This window comes from Clostridioides sp. LIBA-7678 (genome assembly GCF_056716065.1).
The window spans coordinates 2,419,676-2,439,312 of sequence record NZ_CP196987.1; the positions used below are offsets into that span (position 1 = coordinate 2,419,676).

Below are 19,637 nucleotides of genomic sequence, written 5' to 3' on the forward strand. Positions count from 1 at the left end.
TAGTCCAATTTATATCTAGTAATTAATACCTATCCATATTTACACAGATATTATCTTATCATCCTTTTAATAATCACAGATGCCCAAATTGCTCCTATTGTAACTCCAAAAAATACTTCTATTCCTGCTAAAGCCTTTCCAATTAAACTTGTAGCAACCATATCTCCATAGCCTACTGTACTAAATGTAGCCATACTAAAATACCATAAGTCTATATACATTCTAAAAATCTCACTTAATGAATAATCACCTATATTATTTATATTTAAAGCTACAAGTGTACTATTTGAACTTTGTATGCCTACAAACAAGTATAATAAGGCAAAAACACTTATTATCACTATAATTACTAACAATATATTCCATGGCTTTTCTCCATAACCTGTAGTATAACGTGCTACTTGGTCAAAAAATTTCTCAACTAAATAGTCACTGAAAGTAGGATAATCAGAGCGTTTCATTATTTTACTACTATAAATTCTTTCCTTATAATAATAAAACCCTATCATTTCGTATTCTCCAATTTTTGTTGCTTGATTTCTAGCTATTCTATAATTTATCTTTCCATGCTTATACTCACTTTTATCATACTCTACATTTTTTAGTACAAACTTTGTACACATACTAAAAATAATTCCATCCATTCGTGGAAAATTTTCTGCTCTATTAACTACTAAGTCAGGTCCTTTAAATTTTACTTTTTCAAATATACGGTCATTTATATAGGCTTTACTGAATCTTGTTTTATTAAAATCACAGTTTTCTAGAAATACACCACCATTAAAAAACACACTTTTTCTAAATTCTGTATAGTTAAAAATAATATTCTTTTTAAAAATGTATTTTTTAAAATTTACTTTCTCTTTAAATATTACTTCAGAAAAATTCAATCTTTTGTAATCATAAGTTAATATTTCTTCTGCATTAAATTCATTTTCAAATATAAACCCATCAAATTCACTAATTTCTTCTTTATAAATAGTATCCATCATTAGTTGTATATCTTTATCAGACTTATGTTCTTTATGAAAGATACAATATCCAGAAGAATCCGCTTCTCTAGGGCATTTTTTTTGTCCATCTATTTTAGATATCCATTTACAGTTCATAAATATCCTCCAGTACAAAACAATTATTACTATTTTGTATTAGTTTGGATATTATTTTATTTTATATACTTAAATACTTATAAAATATATATTAACTTGTTCATTTTAAAATTTTTAATATCTTACTTACAAATAAGAGAATAAATTTTATCTATACTTTTATTTCTTTAAGTAATAAATACAACTTTAAAATTACTTATCATCCTTGAGTAATTTTGTAACTATATTTAGTGCTACTAAGTCATCCATAAATCCTATTGGAAATACAAAATCTGGAATAACATCTGTTGATATTACAAAATAAAGTAACATACTTCCAATCAATAAATATTTCTTTATTGTAAGTCCTCCTGTACAAAAGTCAGCATACATTTTTCTTAGTCTATCTGTAAATTGACCTTGCTTTTCAATAGAATCTACTTTTTTACTAAAATTATCAAAAAGTAGTTTTTTCCCTTCATCTGTCTGTACATATAATTTGCACTTACTCAATTCTTTTTCAATGTTTCCATTAAAATTCTTATCATTGATTAAATTTGCAAATCCAAGAATATCATCAAAATTACTAAAATCACTCTCTGTATTAAATATTTGATTATTATTGCTTTTAAATTCATGTCCTGAAGCTTTTAATAACTCTTCTAAATTAATATTTAAATGTATTGCTATCTTTTCCAAGTGATTTATATTGGGTTTTTGCTTATTATTAGCTATACGAGATATAGTAGCTTTGTCAATTCCACTTTTTTTGCTCAATTCTCCCATTGATATATCTTTTTCTTCTAGCAAAATCTTAAATAAGTCACCGAAATTCCCAACCGCACTATTTTGTTCCATCCTTTTCACCTGCTTTATTATGATTGGTTTTATATTATTAATATGATTGTTCTGTTACTTAGGTGTTGTATGATGTTGAAATTTTATCAACAATTTATTGGTTTATCTGTAACAATTTATCCATTTTTACAATACTATAACTAATATAAGTACAAAATTTAAGAGAAAGGATGTTAATCTGCTGTGATTGAATCAATTTTATTAGTGACTTCTCTTTGTATAGATGCCTTTGTAACAAGCTTTGGATATGGCGTAAATAAAGTTAAAGTTCCTTTATATTCAAATATAATTATTAGTGTAGTCTGTTCAGCTATTTTAGCAATATCACTTTTTGCAGGTACAATCGTTAGAGATTTTTTACCTCAAAATATAACAATGTTAATATGTTTCTTTATCTTATTTTTATTAGGAAGTGCTCGACTAATTGAAAGCTTTTTTAAATCTTATTTTAAGAAAAAATCCATACATTCAAAAGATTATAATCTTAATATGTTAGACCTTAAACTAAATTTTAATGTAAGCATTGAACCTGATACTTTAGATACAAGTAAATCTAAAATACTTAAGTCTGCTGAAGCATTTACACTTGCTATTGCTCTAAGTCTAGATGGATTAGCAATTGGATTTGGTAGTGGTCTTGTAGGAGTAAATTATATACAAGTTATTCTATTTTCTTTACTCTCAAATATAATTGCAGTTCTACTTGGTTGCTTACTAGGAAATGTATTTGTTAAAAAAATAAATCTAAACTTATCTTGGTTAAGTGGTTTAATACTGTTGGTCATTGGATTTATGAAGATATGTTAATAAAGAAGCTATCTAAAAATAAAATTTTATCTTTAGATAGCTTCTTTTGTGTTTTTATATTTGTTTTCTATTTTCTCTAATTTCTTTCTGAATCTTTTTAAGAGCTTTCTTTGAACCTCTCTGAATGTCTTTTTCTAATTTTCTATCTTCAAAACTAGTAAACAAGGTATCCAAATCATATCCTTCTGGATATAATTCTGACGCTTTTATACTAAGTTCCAATCTTTTTATGTTTACTGAAATAAAATCATCTTTAAATAATACTTCTACATTATTAAACTTATCTGTTGGTTTATATACAACCCCAAAATCATTTTCATCTAATAATTTTACCTTATCTCCTACATTATAATCTGTATAGTTTGAAATAATTTCAGAGTTTTTATTTTCTTCAACATTCGATTGTAATTTACTTCTTTTAATTAAGTCTAAATTATAGTTTCTATCAATTATATATTCTTTAGCTCTCTCTAGTACTCTATTTTTTATTCCCATTTTTTTTGAAATAAAAAGAGCATTACTATCCTCAGATTTTCCTATAGTCAACTTATACATTGGTTCTAAAGTTTCTTTATCAAACATCATACCAGCATTTTCGAACTCTGGATGTAAATTAGCAAATTTCTTTATCTCTCCATAATGAGTTGATGCTATTGTTATACATCCCATTCTGTAAAACTCTTCTAATAATGATATTGCTAATCCTGAACCTTCATTAGGTTCAGTTCCACTTCCTATCTCATCAAATAGAACAAGAGTAGAATTATTTGATGAACTCATAATCTCTGCGATATTTTTTATGTGTGATGAAAAAGTACTTAATGCATTTTCAATACTTTGATTATCTCCTATATCCACAAAAACTTTTTCAAATACACTAAATTCACTGCCTTCTTTTGCAGAAATATCAAATCCACATTGAACCATTAAAGTTAATAATCCAACGGTCTTAAGAGTTACAGTTTTCCCTCCTGCATTAGGTCCTGTTATCACAAGACTTCTATAGTCTTTTCCTATTTCAAAATCTAAAGGTACAACATCTCCTGTTAGAAGAGGATGTTTACCTTTAATTATTTTTATATAGCCATTATTATTTATTTTCGGAGTAATACCTTTTATTTTTTGACTATACTTAGCTTTTGCAAATACCATATCATATTCAGAAAGTATTTCTATATTCAATTTTATCTGATTTATCTTATCAAATATAAGTTCTGTTAAATAAGATAAGATTTTATATTCTTCAATGGTCTCATCAGCTTTTAACATAGTCAACTCTGTACTTAGATTTGAAACACTTATAGGTTCAATAAATACAGTATTTCCCTTTGATGAGGTGTCTAATATAGTACCATCAACTTCATTTTTGTAGGAAGTTTTAATTGGTATTACATATCTATCATTTCTTTTACTTATTATAAACTCTTGTATATATTTTTTATTTATAGTTGATGTTATAAATTTATTTAGTCTATCTTTTATCTTTCCTTCTGTAATTTCTATATTTCTTCTTACTTTTTTTAATTCTTTACTAGCATTAGAATCGACTTTATTCGATTTTATACAGTAATTTATTTCATCTTCTATATTTTTACATTCTGTTATATTTAAAGCATAGGAACTTAATGTAGGTGAATAAAATTCTTTTTCTAGCATAAAAGCTTTAATCTTCCTACATCCTCTTAAAAAATCTTCAATATTTACAAGTTCAATTGGTTCTATTATCATTCCTTTTTCAATTTTGTCTATTGTAGAACCTGCATTAAACAATCCTTCAAGTGGTATATGATTGCTATTTTCAATTATCTTTCTAGCTTCTTTATTTTCTGCTAACTTTCTTCTTACTACTCCAATATTACCACTAGGAGTTAATTTATCTATCAGATTTTTTCCAAGTGAGCTTACACAATATGCTTTTATTAACTCTTTAACTTCGTTTAGTTGTAATCTTTCAAATGTATTACTATTCATTATTTTTTCTCCTTTATTTATAAGTCATAGGCTTTTAAATCCCCATACCATTTACTCTGATAATAGTTATTTTGTGAACGACTTAATAAATAAGGAGTTATTCTGTATCAAACTCCTTATTTATTAAGAAGCTTAACCCCGGACTCATTACTATTAGTATTTTTCTTCATAAAAAACTGCTCCTTTTCTATTTTTACTTAATCATTTATCTTGGTGCTCCTAATATTATTTCATAGATTCCATCTTCATGTCAATAAAAATAATTTCATTGATATTTTTGCATAATAAAAATTGTACTTCATCAAGAATCCATAAATACTTATACTCATTATATCCTTATTTTTCAACACACTTTTTAAACTTTCTATTTATTTTATTAACATAATCTCTTCATTTGCATTTTATATTCTTTTATGAGAACAAAAAAAATAGCTGATAATAGTAAAACAATTTTACATGTTCTAACAAAATCAGCTATTTATAACCTAATATAATTTTAGTTTTTCTTAACTTTGAAAATTAACCTTTATAAGTAATCAGTGGCTTCATAGTTGCCACTACTTGAATAAGCTTATACTCTATCAAACTTTCAATAATTTGTTCTATATTTTTATAAGCTTCTGGAGCCTCTTGAAATAATAAATTTATATCATTACATATAATATGGCTTTTAAATTTAGTTTGTTTTATGTTGTCTTTATTATACTTGTTTTTAAGACGAGATTTACAAATTGAACGAGACCATTTTCTACCAGCTCCATGTGACAGAGAATATAAAGATATCTCTGTATTTTCAGTAGGCATAACTATATATGATAAACTCCCTCTCGAACCTGGTATAATTACAGCTCCACTTTCACTTGAAACAGCGCCTTTCCTATGTATAAATTTATCTTGTCTTTTCTCTATAAAATTATGATTTATAGATAATATCTTTTCAATATTTCCAGATGTACCTATTGATTGCATAATTTTTTTACTGACAGCTTCACGATTACGTTCTGCCCAAATTAAAGCCTTATCATGACTTTCCATATACGCTCTTGCTTTATCACTTTCAACCTCAATACCATTTTTATTATAAAATTTATTCAAAATAGTTTCTCCATAATTTCTTGAGCCACAGTGGACCAACATCATTATATCATCAGTTGATAATCTTAATTGTTCAAATTCTTCTTTATTATAAACTTCATTTACACATTGAAACTCTACAAAATGATTTCCACTTCCAATAGTTCCCAAATTTAAAATTGGACATTCTTCTTCATATATATCTGCTATTTCTATATCTGATAAGTCTTTAATCTTATCAAGAGATTTAATCCATCTTTCTTTTTTAAATTTCTTTTTTGAAATCCCAATTTTAAATAAGGTCATTCCACATCCTATATCATTTCCAATTATATGTGGATAAATAAAGTCACTAGTTTCAACAGCTAGACCAACAGGTATTTTACCTGCATGTAAATCAGGTAGTCCTACTATTTTTAAAACTCCATTTAAGTTTGAAATATCTTCAAGCTGTTTCTTTGCTATATCTTCAATCCAACACTTATTGCTTGCTATTATTTTTATTTCACTCATACTTTGCTCCTTTTTAATATGTTCCTGCCTTTAAAAAGTAGCAAAAAGCTGTGACTTTTAGCCACAGCTTTTTATTCTAAATTACAAAAGCAGGTGGCTATTTGTTAAAATATTCTTAGATGTTTGATACCTCATTATTTTTTTCTAACATAATAACCACTTCCTCTCATAATTTATGACTAAACTAGATTTTCTATCTATATGTATATTGTTCATAGATATTGCTTTTAAATATGTAATATATAGTTTTTATATTATAGAGCTGATAATAATCATTGAAATCATAACTATTGCTAGACCAGCAACAACAAGTTTTTTATGTAATTTTTTTCTCACTTTAATTTTTTCTTCTTTTTTTATCTGTACGACTTTTTCTTGTTTCTCTTCTTTTTTCTCATCTTCAACTTCTATATAAGCTTTTTCATACATTACTTTACTTAAATCAACAATAATATCATTGGCTCTGGTATACTTGTTATTTCTACCAAGAAGCCTCTTTATAACGTTTATAAGTTCTGTATTCCCATTAATTGCTTTTATACTATTCCAATCTAATCCTTTATCAATAGACTGTAATATTTTTTCTTCTGAATTCGATTCTCCAAAAGGTAATTTTTTAAATATTGACTCAAATAAAATAAGCCCTGTCGCAAAAAAATCACTTTCTTTATCGGTATAATTTATACATAGTTGATGTGGGCATAAATACCTTCTATTTCCATAACTTCTTGTATTAACCCCATTATTTGCTTTTGTAATTCCAAAATCACAAACCTTGATATTATATTCTGTATCTACTATTATACTACTTGATTTTAAACTACCATGATATGAATGATTTCTATGTATCATTTCTAAAGCTTTTAAAACTTGTATCATTATATTTACAATTGCTTCTAAATGAAGATAATTCCCTAGAATTAATTCATCTAATCCGATACCATTAAAGTCTTCACTTACAACATAATACAGTGTTGTTTCTTCTGTACAATGAATTCCAACATCTATTATTTTTAGTATATAAGGAGAGTTTATTTCATCTAAAGCAGTACTTTCATCAATTAAATTTGAAACAAAATCCCCACAGATATAATTATTGTGCTTTATGACTTTTATTAGCACATTTTTTCTGTAAAAAACATCTCTAGCTTTATAGATTTTGTTAATTTCTAAAACGTCATCAGAATTTACTACCTCATATCTATTGCCTATAAAATTCAACCATGTCACCTCCTCATACATTTTATATAACTAAATCTATTTACAATTATACCAATATATAGGAATATTTTCTATATATTAATGACTCTAATATCAAAACAAGAGTCAATAATGTTACTTTTATACAAAAAAAACAAGAAAGTCAGAGGCTTCCTTGTTTTTTTGTATAAATATCACTTTAAAAAATGATTTATTTTTTTAGTTCTTTATAGGAACTATTTGATATATGTTCTTTTTTTATTACATTTCCATTTGAATCTTTAAATATTCTATATGTAGAATACTTATTTTGACCAGTCTGTTTTACTTCTATTGATATATTAGGTTTGTCACTAGAGTTACCATATATTACTGATGATACACTTCCTCCACCTGCATAGTTTTTAATATATACAGGATGGTCATATGAATTTTTAAACTTTAAGTTTAATCCTCCATCACTTACAGTAGCATCTCTTCCTTTTGGCACATACGTTGATGCAGACGAATGATTTGTGACTTGAGTTATCTCCATTCCTGAGATAAGAGCAGCGTTATAAATTGTTGAAGATGTCTGGCAAACACCTCCACCTGCTGATTGTTCTAATTTCCCATAAACTATAACTGGTGCATCCTTATAACCATTAGCCTTATTGCTAGGTCCTGTAAGCTTATTATATGAAAACTCTTCACCTGGCATTAATAATACATCACTAGTTTTTCTTGCTGATAGACCTACATTATATGACCTACCTTCTACAGCCTGAGAATAAGTGGTTGAATATTGACCTATAACAGAATTCACAGTTTTTACTTGCTCAGTTGTTATGTCTGGTTTTTGAAGATTTACTTTAAGTTCTAAAGACTTATGCTCTTTATTCTTTATCATATTATATATAGATTCTTTGTTTGCTGCTAAATCAAACTCTCTTCCTACAACAGAATCTGTATAATTCAATCCTCCACTTCCAACACTAATAGAAGCATTTTTCATTTTGACATTGATACTATCTGCTATAGATGATACTTTTGAACTAAGCTTTGCCTCATCATAACTGGATTCTATTTTTAGAGCTAGCTTATTTATTCTTATATCAATATATTTTTTTAAGTTTTGAAAGTAAGAGCCTTTTTTTGTAGTCTCATATGCATTTTTTACAACTTCTTCTGTATTATATCTTAAGTCAATATCTTTTGGAGATATTGTATATTTTTTCCCATCATAACTAAGATTTAAATCTTCTGGAATATACTTACCTGTTATAGCTTTTAATGCTTCTTCTTTAGTCATATCAGATACATTTATTCCTTCTATATACACATTTTTAGCGATTTTCCCATTATACAGAAATTTGTTATTAAAAAAATAAGTAAATCCTCCTATAGCTACAACTAAAATTGCTAATACTATTATAAGATTTCTCTTTCTTTCTTTTCCTAATCTTGAAACCCTTGTTGCACTTCTGCCCATAACTTCACCTCATTTTAACACTAACTTAATTTTGCCTAATAGAGTTTCCATTTCAAAACTACTTTAGATTATATTTGAATAGCTTTTTTTAAACAAGGAATTTAATCAAATGTAACTTTATTGTAAATTTATGTCTTATAATTAGTTTTATTTTTGATATTTTTTTATTATATTTTTTTATTATTTCTTAATAAAAAAATCAAGGATTTTATAATAATTAGTTTAAATTATATTAAAATTTAAATATAACCTATCACTGGATAATGGTCTGACAAGTAAATTTTTTCTACTTCATATCCCTTTAACTCAACATTTTTATTAACAAAAATGTAATCTATCCTAGATTTTGATTTTTCAAATGTAGATAGATGAGACTTAGCTAGTGAAATGGCAATATCATTAAACATGCTTAAAAAGACATTTTCCTCATTAAAGTCACCACACAAAACAACTATCCCCACTAATCTGTTTCTATAGTCTATTATTTCATCTAATTGTTTTGCTCTTTCTTGTCTATCAAGACCCAAGTGAGTATTTATTATATTTACTATTCTTCCATATTCATCTATAGTCATACAAAGTGCTCCTCGTTGTTCTTTTTTGCTATTTAGGAAAAAATGATTACTGTTTAATATTTTAAATTTTGTAAACGTGCAAATACCATATATCATACTTACTTTTTTTACGTTTGTAGCAAATACACCATCCATATTTAAAACAGTTTTTAAAGCTAAAAATTGAGGATATAATACTTCTTGCAAACAAATTACATCACACTCCAACTGTTTTAAATATGTTCCCATTTTAGTTAGAGTTAATCTATTATTTGAATCCATACCTTTATGAATATTGTAGGTTACTATTTTCATAATAATATCACCTCTTATGTAATATAATACTTATTAAAGTTTAAACTTATTTATTTTTCACTTAATAACATTACTTAGCTTATAAAATCAATTACTTATTTAATTACTTATAAACTTTATCACAAAAAAACCTAACTTAAGTATTTATATACTATATAAGTTAGGTTTTATAAACTATTATAATATTTATTATTTCATTCATTTCTAATGATGATTCTCCTTTTTTATCTTTTTCAATTTGCCTTCACTAACAACAAATAAAAATCCCATCTTCTTATATATTTCATCCAATTCAATTAAAGTTACTTCACCATTTTTTAAATTTGTTAATGTTATATCTTGTATTCTTCTTGATGGAATTATCATAAGTTATCAACACTCCTTTAAATTCTTTTTAATCTTTATATTTAAATATATTTATGTATTATGGTATATATTCATAAATTATTAAAATAAATTCAAAAAACATCCGTTCTGCAAACATTCGTTCTATATATTTATTATACATCATACAGACGTTCGATTCAATACAAAAATTAAATATATCTCGATTCTAGTAAGTTTTACAATGTTATGCACTAAATATGTCAAAATATCTTTTTTATATAAATTATATTGTCAAACAAAAAATCATCTCAATAAAAGCTTACACTTAAATTGAGATGACTTTTCTTATATAAAAGTATTAATTTAATATTGTTTTTTATTAAGCTAACATATGTAATATTTGAGTTACCATAAGAGCACAATATGTACCTATGACATTTCCTAAAAGTCCCATAAGCACTCCTACTGGTATTAATACTGGGTTATGAACTCCAGCAATCATAGGTGCTGTGGTTACTCCCCCTATATTAGCTATACTTCCTACCTCACAAGTAAATAAATCTAGTTTAAACAATTTTGCAAGTCCTATAAATGAAATAGCATGTACAAGTACTACTACTAACCCAAACATTATGTAAACAGGTGATTCTGACAATCCAAAGAAATTTGCTTTACTTCCTGTAGCTGCAAGAAGTAAATACATAAACACATTCCCTACTAATGTACTTCCCTTAAGTTTTGATATTTTAGTCATACCTAATAGTATTGATACTGTAGATGCAACGAGTACTACCCACATAGTTTCATTAAGTATTCCCGAAGTTGGAAGTATCTTAGATACAATTTGTGCAAAAGCTGCTACTCCAAACCCAACAGAAAGTAAAGTCATAAGTTCTACAAATGTGGGTGCTGTATTATCTTTATTTTCTTTCTCAAGTTTTGATGTAACTTCATCTATAAAACTTGTATCACATTTTGTCCATTTATTAAATTTAGGTCCAAATTTTACAGACATTAAACAAACAGACATCCATACTGTATATCCTATAGAACCCATAAGTATTGCATAGCTAAGACCTTCTTCTGCAACTCCTAAAGCATTTGCTGCAGCAATCATATTTGATGAACCACCTATCCATGAACCAGATGCTGCTCCAAGAATTTTCCATGAGTCTGCACCCATTGAACCTTTAAAAATTATAAATGCTATAACAAATCCAAGCATAAATGTAAATGTAGCACAGAAAAATGATAATAACATTTTAGGACCCATTTTTAATATTTTTCTTAAATCACACTGAATTAACAAGAAAACTAACATTAATGGTAAAAAATTTACTGTTATTATATTTTGATATATTCCAACATCATCATTTTGTGCAAATAAACCAAATGATGCTAGTATAGCTGCTCCTAAGTATATTAAAAGCATTGGATTAATTACATCAAATATTTTCCATTTCAATTTATCTACCATAAAAAAAATTACACCTACAAATACAACTAAGAAACTACAATATACAAATCCATTCTCAATCACAATATACACATCCTCTCTTTTCTTAATTAATTTTATTTTTTATGATTACTAATAAAGACCTTTTCTTCAGAAAATAAACAATTAAAATAAATATTTTTATCTATATTATGCTAATTAAATACATATATACTTAACTATTTACATATATTAATAAAGGTTTGCAGATTAATTACTTTAAAAAATGAATAATCTGAATTTAAAATCTTTTCCAACAATTATTTTATTACTAAAATTTTTATTTGTAAAGATAATTAAACTAAATATTTTATTTATTCATTCATTTTGTTTTGTATTTATTTTTATTAATTATGTGATAAAACTATTTTTACTTTAAATCTATATAATATAAATTAAATTTATTTTATATACTTTTTTTTTAAGTATATTTAGAATTTTTTCTTTTATTTTTAGTTTTCAGAACATTCGTATTTATGTTATAATTTGTATGAATATATATTTTTTAGGAGGAAACAATATGAATTTAAATTTAACTAATACTATAAATTTAATGAAAAAATATTTAGATATCCCAAGTCCAGCTGGATATACTGAAAATGCAGTTTTAGAAAGTAAAAAAGACTTTGAAGCATTAGGTCTTAATACTATTCTTACAAAAAAAGGTGCACTTATAGCTACTCTTCCTGGTGAAGATGATTCAAATCAAATAACAATATCTGCACATATGGATACACTTGGAGCTATGGTAAAAGAAATATCATCTGATGGTACTCTTAAATACCATAAAGTTGGTGGTGGTTGTTGGGCAGCTATAGAAGGAGAAAACTGTACTGTTATAACTAGAAAGGGTAAAAAAATCAGAGGAAGTATTGTATTTAAATATGCTTCTACACATATATATGGTCAGACAAAGGCTGCTACTGAGAGAAATGAAGAAACAATGATTATCAGACTTGATGAAAAAGTATTTACAAAACAAGATGTATTAGATTTAGGAATAAGTGTTGGAGATTTTGTGTGTCTAGACCATCGCTTTGAAGCTACAGAATCTGGTTTTATAAAATCTAGATATATAGATAATAAAGCTGCTGTAGCAATGGTTCTTGAAATATGTAGATATTTTAAGGAAAATAATTTAACTCCTAAACATACTACTAACTTTTATATAAGTAATTATGAAGAAATTGGACATGGTGTTTCTAAAGCTTTACCTGAAAAAACAAAAGAATTTGTAGCAATAGATATAGCACCAACTGGTCCAAGTCAAACATCTAGTGAACATGGTGTAACTATAGTTGCAAAAGATAATTTATCATTATATGATTTTAATTTAAGAAACAAACTTGTCGATGTTGCAGAAGACAATAATTTAGATTATGCTGTCGATGTATTTACTTTCTATGGTTCAGACGCTTCAGAGGCCATTCGTTGGGGAGAAGATGTTCAAATAGCATGTGTTGGTCCTGGAACAAACAATAGTCATCACTATGAAAGAACACATATAGAAGCTATCGAAAACACTCTAAAACTACTTATAAACTATATGCTTAAAAAATAGTTAAATACACATTTTACTAAAGTCATTTCTTAACAAATAACCAATTTTAATTTTAATTTTTATACAAAAATTGGTTTTCCTATAGACTTAATTTCAATTTACTACTATTATATAAGTAGCTTCAATTTTCTTTAATTAATTTTTATATAATTTATATAAATTATGTGAAAATTTTCTTTAGTTAATTGTTGTTAAATTAAATTTTTACAAGCTAACCCTACCAGAAAAGAGTTATCTAATCTGTAAGGAAATAGTTTAATATGGCACATTATACTTGTGTAATTAATAACTTTTCTTTTGTAGAAACTTTTCTTTAAAAGAAAAGTTTTTTGATTTTGGATTTGTTTAAGACATATTTTCTGAGTTAGGAGGATATTTATGAAAAAGGTTGCGGTCATAAGTGCTATTTTAGAAGAGCCAAAAGAATGTCAGCTTAAATTTAATGAGGTTGTATCAGGTTTTAAAGGTATTATTAAAGGCAGAATGGGAATTCCTTGTGAAGAAGAAGGAGTATCGATTGTATGTATAGCAGTTGTTGGCGAAATGGATACTATTAATAGTTTGACTGGTAAATTGGGAAACATACCTCATGTATCTGTAAAAACTAGTATATCAAAAAAAGAAATTTAAGGTGGTGAGTACAAATGAGTCTAAATTCTACTCCACAATCAATAAGAGTACATATAGGTCTCTTTGGTAAAAGAAATGCAGGTAAATCTAGCATAATAAATGCTATAACGAATCAAAGTGTTGCGATAGTATCAGATATTGCTGGAACTACTACAGACCCAGTATTTAGACCAATGGAAATCCTTCCTATAGGACCTTGTGTTCTTATAGATACTGCCGGTCTTGATGATGTTGGTGAACTTGGTGAACTTAGAATAAGTAAATCATTAGATGTTTTGGAAAAAACAGATATAGCTTTACTAGTAGTTGATTGCCAAATTGGTATATCAAAAGAAGATTTAACGCTAATTGAAAAGTTTAATGATAAGAATATACCTCATATTTTAGTTCTTAACAAGATTGATACAATTAAGAATCACTCTGAAATTTTAGACTTAACTAAAAATAAAGTTAAATGTCCAGTTGTTTCTGTCTCATCAACAGATAAAATTGGAATTGAAGATTTAAAGAATGAAATAATAAGAGTCTTACCTAAAGACAGCACTGAATTTAAATTGGTATCAGATTTAATTGAACCAAATGATTTAGTTGTTTTGGTAGTTCCAATAGATAAAGCCGCCCCAAAGGGAAGACTTATACTTCCTCAACAGCAAGTTATAAGGGATATTTTAGATACTGGAGCAATTTCTATAGTTACAAAGGAAGATAGTTTAAAAGAAACTCTATCTAGTCTAGGTAAAAAACCAAAACTTGTTATTACTGACTCTCAAGTATTTCCACAAGTAGATAAAGATACTCCAAAAGATATTCCTCTTACATCTTTTTCTATATTATTTGCTAGACAAAAGGGAGACCTTAAAGAATTAATTAATGGCGCTTATGCTTTAGAAAATTTAAAAGATGGTGATAAAGTCTTGATGGCTGAGGGATGTACCCATCACAGACAGACTGATGATATTGGAACAGTAAAGATTCCTAACATGATTAGAAAGAAAACTGGCAAAAATATTACTTTTGAATTTAGTTCTGGAGTATCCTTCACTGAAGATATAAATAAATATGCACTTGTAGTTCATTGTGGAGCTTGTATGATGAATAGAGCTGGAATGTTATCTAGAATAGAAAAGGCAAAATCTTTCAATGTACCTATAGTAAACTATGGTATTTTAATAGCATATGTAAAAGGTATTTTAGAAAGATCACTTGAACTTTTCAATTATTAAAAATTTAACCATATTTAATAATTACATATTTAGATATGACTAAAAATAAGATTAAATACTTTATAGATAAACTTTACAGCATAAATTCATTAAGCTTTGATGAACTACTATATTTAATAGAAAATATCGACAATGAAGAATATAACTTTGAACAAAATTTAAGAAACTATCTTTATAAGCAAGCTAGCGACATGAGAAACAAGCATTATGGAAACAGAATCTATTTGAGAGGACTTATAGAACTTACAAACTATTGTAAAAATAATTGCTACTACTGTGGAATACAATCTTCTAATAAAAATATTATAAGATACAGACTTTCACTTGATGAAATACTTGAATGTTGTGATATAGGATATAAAATAGGATACAGGACTTTTGTTTTGCAGGGTGGTGAAGATACATATTTTAATGATGATAAAATATGTGAAATTGTTTCAAATATAAAAAATAAATATGAGGATTGTGCCATAACACTATCACTGGGAGAAAAGAGTTATGACTCATATAAAAAATACTTTTTAAGTGGTGCAGACAGGTATCTTTTAAGACATGAAACTGCTACAGACAGTCATTATAAAAAATTACATCCACCAAACATTGAACTTAAAACTAGAAAGGAATGCCTAAAAAACCTTAAGGAAATTGGTTATCAAGTAGGTGCTGGATTTATGGTTGAGTCACCATTTCAAACCAATGAGGACCTTGTTCGTGATTTATTGTATCTAAAAGAATTAAATCCTCATATGGTTGGAATAGGACCTTTTATTCCACATCATGATACAATATTTAAAGATTATAAACATGGAGATTTAGAAAAGACACTACTTATGCTTTCAATTACAAGACTTCTACTTCCAAAAGTTTTATTACCTGCTACAACGGCCCTTGCATCTATAAACCCTAGTGGAAGAAATGCAGGTCTTTTAGCTGGCTGTAATGTAATTATGCCAAACCTTTCTCCTCAAGAATTTAGAAAACAATATTCTCTTTACGATAACAAAGCCTTTACTGGTCAAGAAGCTTGTGAGTATCACCAAAGTTTAGAAGAAAACATCAAGTCATTAGGACTTAAAGTCGACTATTCTCGTGGTGATAATATTGAATGGAGGCGTTTGTAAATGTTCATAAAACATGAACTAATTAATTCTTTATTAGAGGATGCAAAAAATTCAACTTATGATGATATTGAAAAGGTACTTGATAAGGCTGATAGAAGGGAAAAACTTACTTATAAAGATATAGCTACTCTTCTTGAAGTGGAAGATAAAAAACAACTAGATAGATTATTTAGTATAGCTGGGCAAATAAAAAACGAAATATATGGTAATAGAGTGGTTTTATTTGCCCCTCTCTATGTATCAAACTACTGTGTAAATGAATGTGTTTACTGTGGTTTCAGTACATGCAACAAATTTAAAAGAAAAAAACTTACTATGGATGAAGTAAAAGAAGAGGTTAAAATACTAGAAAAAATGGGTCATAAAAGACTTGCTCTAGAAGCTGGTGAAGACCCTAAAAACTGTGATATAAATTATATTTTAGATTGCTTAGATGCAATTTACTCAACATATAACGAAAATGGAAATATAAGAAGGGTAAACGTTAACATAGCTGCTACAAGTGTAGATGAATACAAGTTACTAAAGGAAAAGGGAATAGGAACTTATATATTATTCCAAGAAACTTATCATAAACCAACATTTATAAAGATGCATGGTCATTCTATAAAAAATGACTACTATTACCATTTAACAGCTTTTGATAGAGCTATGGAAGCTGGTGTTGATGATGTTGGTGCTGGAGTCTTATTTGGCTTATCTGACCCAAAATTTGAAGTTCTAGGACTTATGATGCATAATGAACACTTAGAGGAAAAATTTGGAGTAGGATTCCACACTATATCTTTCCCTAGATTAAAAAAAGCTGAAGGAATGAGTTTAGAAGATTTTCCTCACTTAGTTTCTGATGATATGTTCAAAAAAATAGTAGCTATAACTAGATTAGCCGTTCCTTTTACTGGAATTATAATGTCCACTAGAGAAACTGCTGATATGAGAAATGAATTGCTAAAATATGGTGTATCACAAGTCAGTGCAGGTTCTCTGACAGGTGTTGGAGGATATAAAGCATATGAAGATGGTGACAATACAGAACAATTTGAAGTTGGAGACCATAGAAGCCCTGTAGAAGTGCTTAAAGAACTAATAACTGATGGATATATCCCTAGTTATTGTACAGCTTGTTATCGCAAAGGTAGAACTGGAGATAGATTTATGAGTTTAGCTAAAAGTCGCCAAATCCACAATGTCTGTACACCAAATGCTCTTACTACATTAAACGAATTTCTAATTGATTATGGTGATGAGGAACTTAAAGCTATGGGCAAAAAACTTATCACAGAAGAAATAGCTAAGATAGAAAGAGAAGATATAAGAAACATAGTATCTAACAATATGACTGCCTTAGAACGTGGAGAAAGAGACTTATACTTATAAAATTTTCTTACTTATATATTATTTATTGTATATTCTATGGGTTAGTAGTAATATTATCTAAAGGGAAAGTTTAAGGGAGGGAGATTAACATTGAAAGATAACAACAATACCAATAAAACTATTCAATTTGGAGAAAAAAAAGCTAGCCTAGAAAGCAATATTCAAAAAAATAAAAATATCAAACTTGATAATACACACAAAGTCATTCCTTACCCTAAAAATAGAAAAAAGGATGATAAAAAGAAAAGTAACAAGAAAAAGAATATAAATACCAATAAATCTAAAGTCAATAAAAATAATTATGGTCATTCTTTTTTTAACAACAAATACAAATATAAAAGAAAACCTTATGTTATTGCCTTATACACAGTAATTTTTATTCTTTTAGCAATATTAATTATAACTAAATTAACAGATAATACAAGTAAAGGTAACTACTCTCATAATACTGTTTCTGATGCTCACAAGAATGACATCCAAAACATGACCCTTAATGAATCAACTAATCTTCTTACTTGTGGGTAATTTAAAAGAGTTATCTCATTTCAGAAATTACTTTCTAAAACTGAGATAACTCTTATTTTTATTTATATGTATTTTACCAACCTTGAGTTACTTCATATACTTCATCACCAATTCTACCATTTAAATAATCATCTATTGCAGAATCTATGATACTCATTGCTTTATCTACTTGTTCCTTAGTTATTACTAGAGGAGGTTGTACTCTTAAAGTAGATTGACCTAAGAATATCATTATTAAACCAGTTTGTATACATCTATAACATATCTTAGCTGTAGCATCTGGATTTTTTTCATTAGAGCCATTTCCTTTAACTATATCAACTCCTATAGATAATCCTAAAGCTCTTATTTCTCCAATTATATCGTATTTTTCTCTTAACTTCTCAAATCCTGCTTTAATATAATCTCCCATTTCTATACTCTTTTGAAGTAAGTTTTCTCTTTCAATTATTTCTATAGATTTTAAAGCAGCTACACATACTGTTGTATTTCCAGCTAAAGTAAATAGATGTGCTGGAGCATCAAGGCTTTGCATTATCTCAGTTCTTCCAACAACTGCTCCTAAAGGTAATCCACCTCCAACAGATTTTCCAAGAACTATAAGGTCTGCTTCAACTCCGAAATTTTCTATACCAAACCACTTACCTGTTCTTCCCATACCTTGTTGTATTTCATCACTTATAAGTAGTATTCCATTTTCTTTACATATTTTACTTAAACCTTGTACCCACTCTACTGGAGGTACTATTATTCCTGCATCTCCTGCAATTGGTTCTATAAATATTGCAGCTACTTCTTCTGCTGGTAAATAGTGCGCAAAAGCATATTCTATCTCATCTAAACATTCTTTAGCTGTTCTATTTTTATCAGGGTAATGGAAGTGATAAACTTCTGGTAACAATGGACCCATTTTTCTTCTCATATTTGTACTTAATGCAGATATAGATATAGCTCCATAAGTACTTCCATGATAAGATTCATACATAGATATTATTTTTGTTCTTCCAGTATACCCTCTTGCTAGTTTTATAGCAGCATCTATACAAGCAGAACCTGTTGCACTGTATAATACTTTTTTATCATTATCTCCAGGGGCTATTTCCACAAGCTTCTCAGCTAATTTTACAGGAGGATCACTATGGAAATACGCAAGTGTATATTGTGTAATATCATCCATTTGTTCTTTAACTGCTTGTGAGATTTCCTTATTTCCATGACCTACATTCGCAGAGCCTGCACTTGCTAAAAAATCAACATACTCATTACCTTCATAATCATATAACATTGCACCATCACCTGATTTAAATGCTACTGGATAGTAAGGTATTTTTTGTGTTTTAGCAACATATTTTTTTTCTTCTGTACTTATCATTTGACTAGTTATCTCGCTCATTGGCAAATCATCCCCTCTTTAAATAGATTTATGTTTTAAAATTATTGCGATTTATAAAGATATTCCTATATAAAATTCTTTATATACTTAATGTTATTATCTTTGACACAAATTGTCAATATATGTTTTTACAA

At 27.4% G+C, this 19,637-nt stretch carries 17 protein-coding genes; 7 read left to right on the forward strand and 10 right to left on the reverse strand.

The window, feature by feature from the left end:
* Positions 1-50: 50 nt before the first annotated feature.
* Together ACTG46_RS11725 and ACTG46_RS11730 are read right to left on the reverse strand one after the other, a co-directional pair.
* Complete coding sequence (locus tag ACTG46_RS11725; RefSeq protein ID WP_054270601.1) at positions 51-1,109, reverse strand: potassium channel family protein; 1,059 nt, start codon at positions 1,107-1,109, stop codon at positions 51-53.
* A 192-nt stretch (positions 1,110-1,301) separates the two neighbouring features.
* The gene (locus tag ACTG46_RS11730; protein ID WP_054270602.1) at positions 1,302-1,946 is read right to left on the reverse strand and encodes a helix-turn-helix domain-containing protein; all 645 of its coding nucleotides are present in this window, start codon (positions 1,944-1,946) and stop codon (positions 1,302-1,304) included.
* Between the two features lie 183 nt (positions 1,947-2,129).
* On the opposite strand from ACTG46_RS11730, the gene ytaF reads away from it, so the two are divergent.
* Positions 2,130-2,753: a sporulation membrane protein YtaF gene (gene ytaF / locus ACTG46_RS11735; protein WP_074179643.1), complete on the forward strand. Its 624-nt coding sequence runs from the start codon at positions 2,130-2,132 to the stop codon at positions 2,751-2,753.
* Positions 2,754-2,807: 54 nt separating this feature from the next.
* On the opposite strand, the gene ACTG46_RS11740 is transcribed toward ytaF, so the two are convergent.
* The 7 genes from ACTG46_RS11740 to ACTG46_RS11770 form a co-directional block, all read right to left on the reverse strand.
* Complete coding sequence (locus ACTG46_RS11740; protein ID WP_479922856.1) at positions 2,808-4,724, reverse strand: endonuclease MutS2; 1,917 nt, start codon at positions 4,722-4,724, stop codon at positions 2,808-2,810.
* A gap of 519 nt (positions 4,725-5,243) precedes the next feature.
* Positions 5,244-6,311, reverse strand: coding sequence for an RNA ligase RtcB family protein (locus ACTG46_RS11745; RefSeq protein ID WP_074179641.1), 1,068 nt, complete (start codon positions 6,309-6,311; stop codon positions 5,244-5,246).
* 249 nt (positions 6,312-6,560) lie between these two features.
* Entirely contained in the window at positions 6,561-7,541 is a 981-nt protein-coding gene (locus tag ACTG46_RS11750; protein WP_223152915.1) for a protein kinase domain-containing protein, read from the reverse strand.
* 181 nt (positions 7,542-7,722) lie between these two features.
* The gene (locus ACTG46_RS11755; RefSeq protein WP_054270607.1) at positions 7,723-8,982 is read right to left on the reverse strand and encodes a VanW family protein; all 1,260 of its coding nucleotides are present in this window, start codon (positions 8,980-8,982) and stop codon (positions 7,723-7,725) included.
* A gap of 239 nt (positions 8,983-9,221) precedes the next feature.
* Positions 9,222-9,851, reverse strand: coding sequence for an endonuclease/exonuclease/phosphatase family protein (locus ACTG46_RS11760; protein ID WP_479922857.1), 630 nt, complete (start codon positions 9,849-9,851; stop codon positions 9,222-9,224).
* 204 nt (positions 9,852-10,055) lie between these two features.
* Positions 10,056-10,217: a hypothetical protein gene (locus tag ACTG46_RS11765; protein ID WP_003424559.1), complete on the reverse strand. Its 162-nt coding sequence runs from the start codon at positions 10,215-10,217 to the stop codon at positions 10,056-10,058.
* Positions 10,218-10,557: 340 nt separating this feature from the next.
* Complete coding sequence (locus tag ACTG46_RS11770; protein ID WP_479922858.1) at positions 10,558-11,718, reverse strand: DUF819 family protein; 1,161 nt, start codon at positions 11,716-11,718, stop codon at positions 10,558-10,560.
* 475 nt (positions 11,719-12,193) lie between these two features.
* Here ACTG46_RS11770 and ACTG46_RS11775 point away from each other — a divergent pair, with 475 nt between their 5' ends.
* The 6 genes from ACTG46_RS11775 (at position 12,194) to ACTG46_RS11800 (ending at position 18,110) form a co-directional block, all read left to right on the forward strand.
* Entirely contained in the window at positions 12,194-13,234 is a 1,041-nt protein-coding gene (locus ACTG46_RS11775) for a M42 family metallopeptidase (protein ID WP_054270610.1), read from the forward strand.
* Positions 13,235-13,612: 378 nt separating this feature from the next.
* Entirely contained in the window at positions 13,613-13,864 is a 252-nt protein-coding gene (locus ACTG46_RS11780; protein ID WP_003430584.1) for a TM1266 family iron-only hydrogenase system putative regulator, read from the forward strand.
* A gap of 14 nt (positions 13,865-13,878) precedes the next feature.
* Entirely contained in the window at positions 13,879-15,087 is a 1,209-nt protein-coding gene (hydF, locus tag ACTG46_RS11785) for a [FeFe] hydrogenase H-cluster maturation GTPase HydF (RefSeq protein WP_479922859.1), read from the forward strand.
* 35 nt (positions 15,088-15,122) lie between these two features.
* Complete coding sequence (gene hydE / locus ACTG46_RS11790) at positions 15,123-16,208, forward strand: [FeFe] hydrogenase H-cluster radical SAM maturase HydE (RefSeq protein ID WP_231300711.1); 1,086 nt, start codon at positions 15,123-15,125, stop codon at positions 16,206-16,208.
* Entirely contained in the window at positions 16,209-17,585 is a 1,377-nt protein-coding gene (hydG, locus tag ACTG46_RS11795; protein WP_054276932.1) for a [FeFe] hydrogenase H-cluster radical SAM maturase HydG, read from the forward strand.
* 90 nt (positions 17,586-17,675) lie between these two features.
* A complete protein-coding gene (locus tag ACTG46_RS11800; RefSeq protein ID WP_479922860.1) occupies positions 17,676-18,110 on the forward strand; it encodes a hypothetical protein in 435 nt (144 codons plus the stop codon).
* A 73-nt stretch (positions 18,111-18,183) separates the two neighbouring features.
* Here the strand turns inward: ACTG46_RS11800 and ACTG46_RS11805 are convergent, their stop codons facing one another.
* Positions 18,184-19,503, reverse strand: a complete 1,320-nt coding sequence (locus ACTG46_RS11805; RefSeq protein WP_054270615.1) for an aminotransferase class III-fold pyridoxal phosphate-dependent enzyme — start codon at positions 19,501-19,503, stop codon at positions 18,184-18,186.
* Positions 19,504-19,637 lie beyond the last annotated feature (134 nt).

What these genes read in the sequence shown, in the direction of transcription:
- ACTG46_RS11740 (WP_479922856.1), bottom strand. Translation starts at nt 4,724, where the DNA reads ATGAATAGTAATACATTTGAAAGATTACAACTAAACGAAGTTAAAGAG.
- ACTG46_RS11775 (WP_054270610.1), top strand. Translation starts at nt 12,194, where the DNA reads ATGAATTTAAATTTAACTAATACTATAAATTTAATGAAAAAATATTTA.
- ACTG46_RS11730 (WP_054270602.1), bottom strand. Translation starts at nt 1,946, where the DNA reads ATGGAACAAAATAGTGCGGTTGGGAATTTCGGTGACTTATTTAAGATT.
- ACTG46_RS11760 (WP_479922857.1), bottom strand. Translation starts at nt 9,851, where the DNA reads ATGAAAATAGTAACCTACAATATTCATAAAGGTATGGATTCAAATAAT.
- ACTG46_RS11725 (WP_054270601.1), bottom strand. Translation starts at nt 1,109, where the DNA reads ATGAACTGTAAATGGATATCTAAAATAGATGGACAAAAAAAATGCCCT.
- ACTG46_RS11765 (WP_003424559.1), bottom strand. Translation starts at nt 10,217, where the DNA reads ATGATAATTCCATCAAGAAGAATACAAGATATAACATTAACAAATTTA.
- hydF (WP_479922859.1), top strand. Translation starts at nt 13,879, where the DNA reads ATGAGTCTAAATTCTACTCCACAATCAATAAGAGTACATATAGGTCTC.
- ACTG46_RS11745 (WP_074179641.1), bottom strand. Translation starts at nt 6,311, where the DNA reads ATGAGTGAAATAAAAATAATAGCAAGCAATAAGTGTTGGATTGAAGAT.
- ACTG46_RS11780 (WP_003430584.1), top strand. Translation starts at nt 13,613, where the DNA reads ATGAAAAAGGTTGCGGTCATAAGTGCTATTTTAGAAGAGCCAAAAGAA.
- hydE (WP_231300711.1), top strand. Translation starts at nt 15,123, where the DNA reads ATGACTAAAAATAAGATTAAATACTTTATAGATAAACTTTACAGCATA.
- hydG (WP_054276932.1), top strand. Translation starts at nt 16,209, where the DNA reads ATGTTCATAAAACATGAACTAATTAATTCTTTATTAGAGGATGCAAAA.
- ACTG46_RS11805 (WP_054270615.1), bottom strand. Translation starts at nt 19,503, where the DNA reads ATGAGCGAGATAACTAGTCAAATGATAAGTACAGAAGAAAAAAAATAT.
- ACTG46_RS11755 (WP_054270607.1), bottom strand. Translation starts at nt 8,982, where the DNA reads ATGGGCAGAAGTGCAACAAGGGTTTCAAGATTAGGAAAAGAAAGAAAG.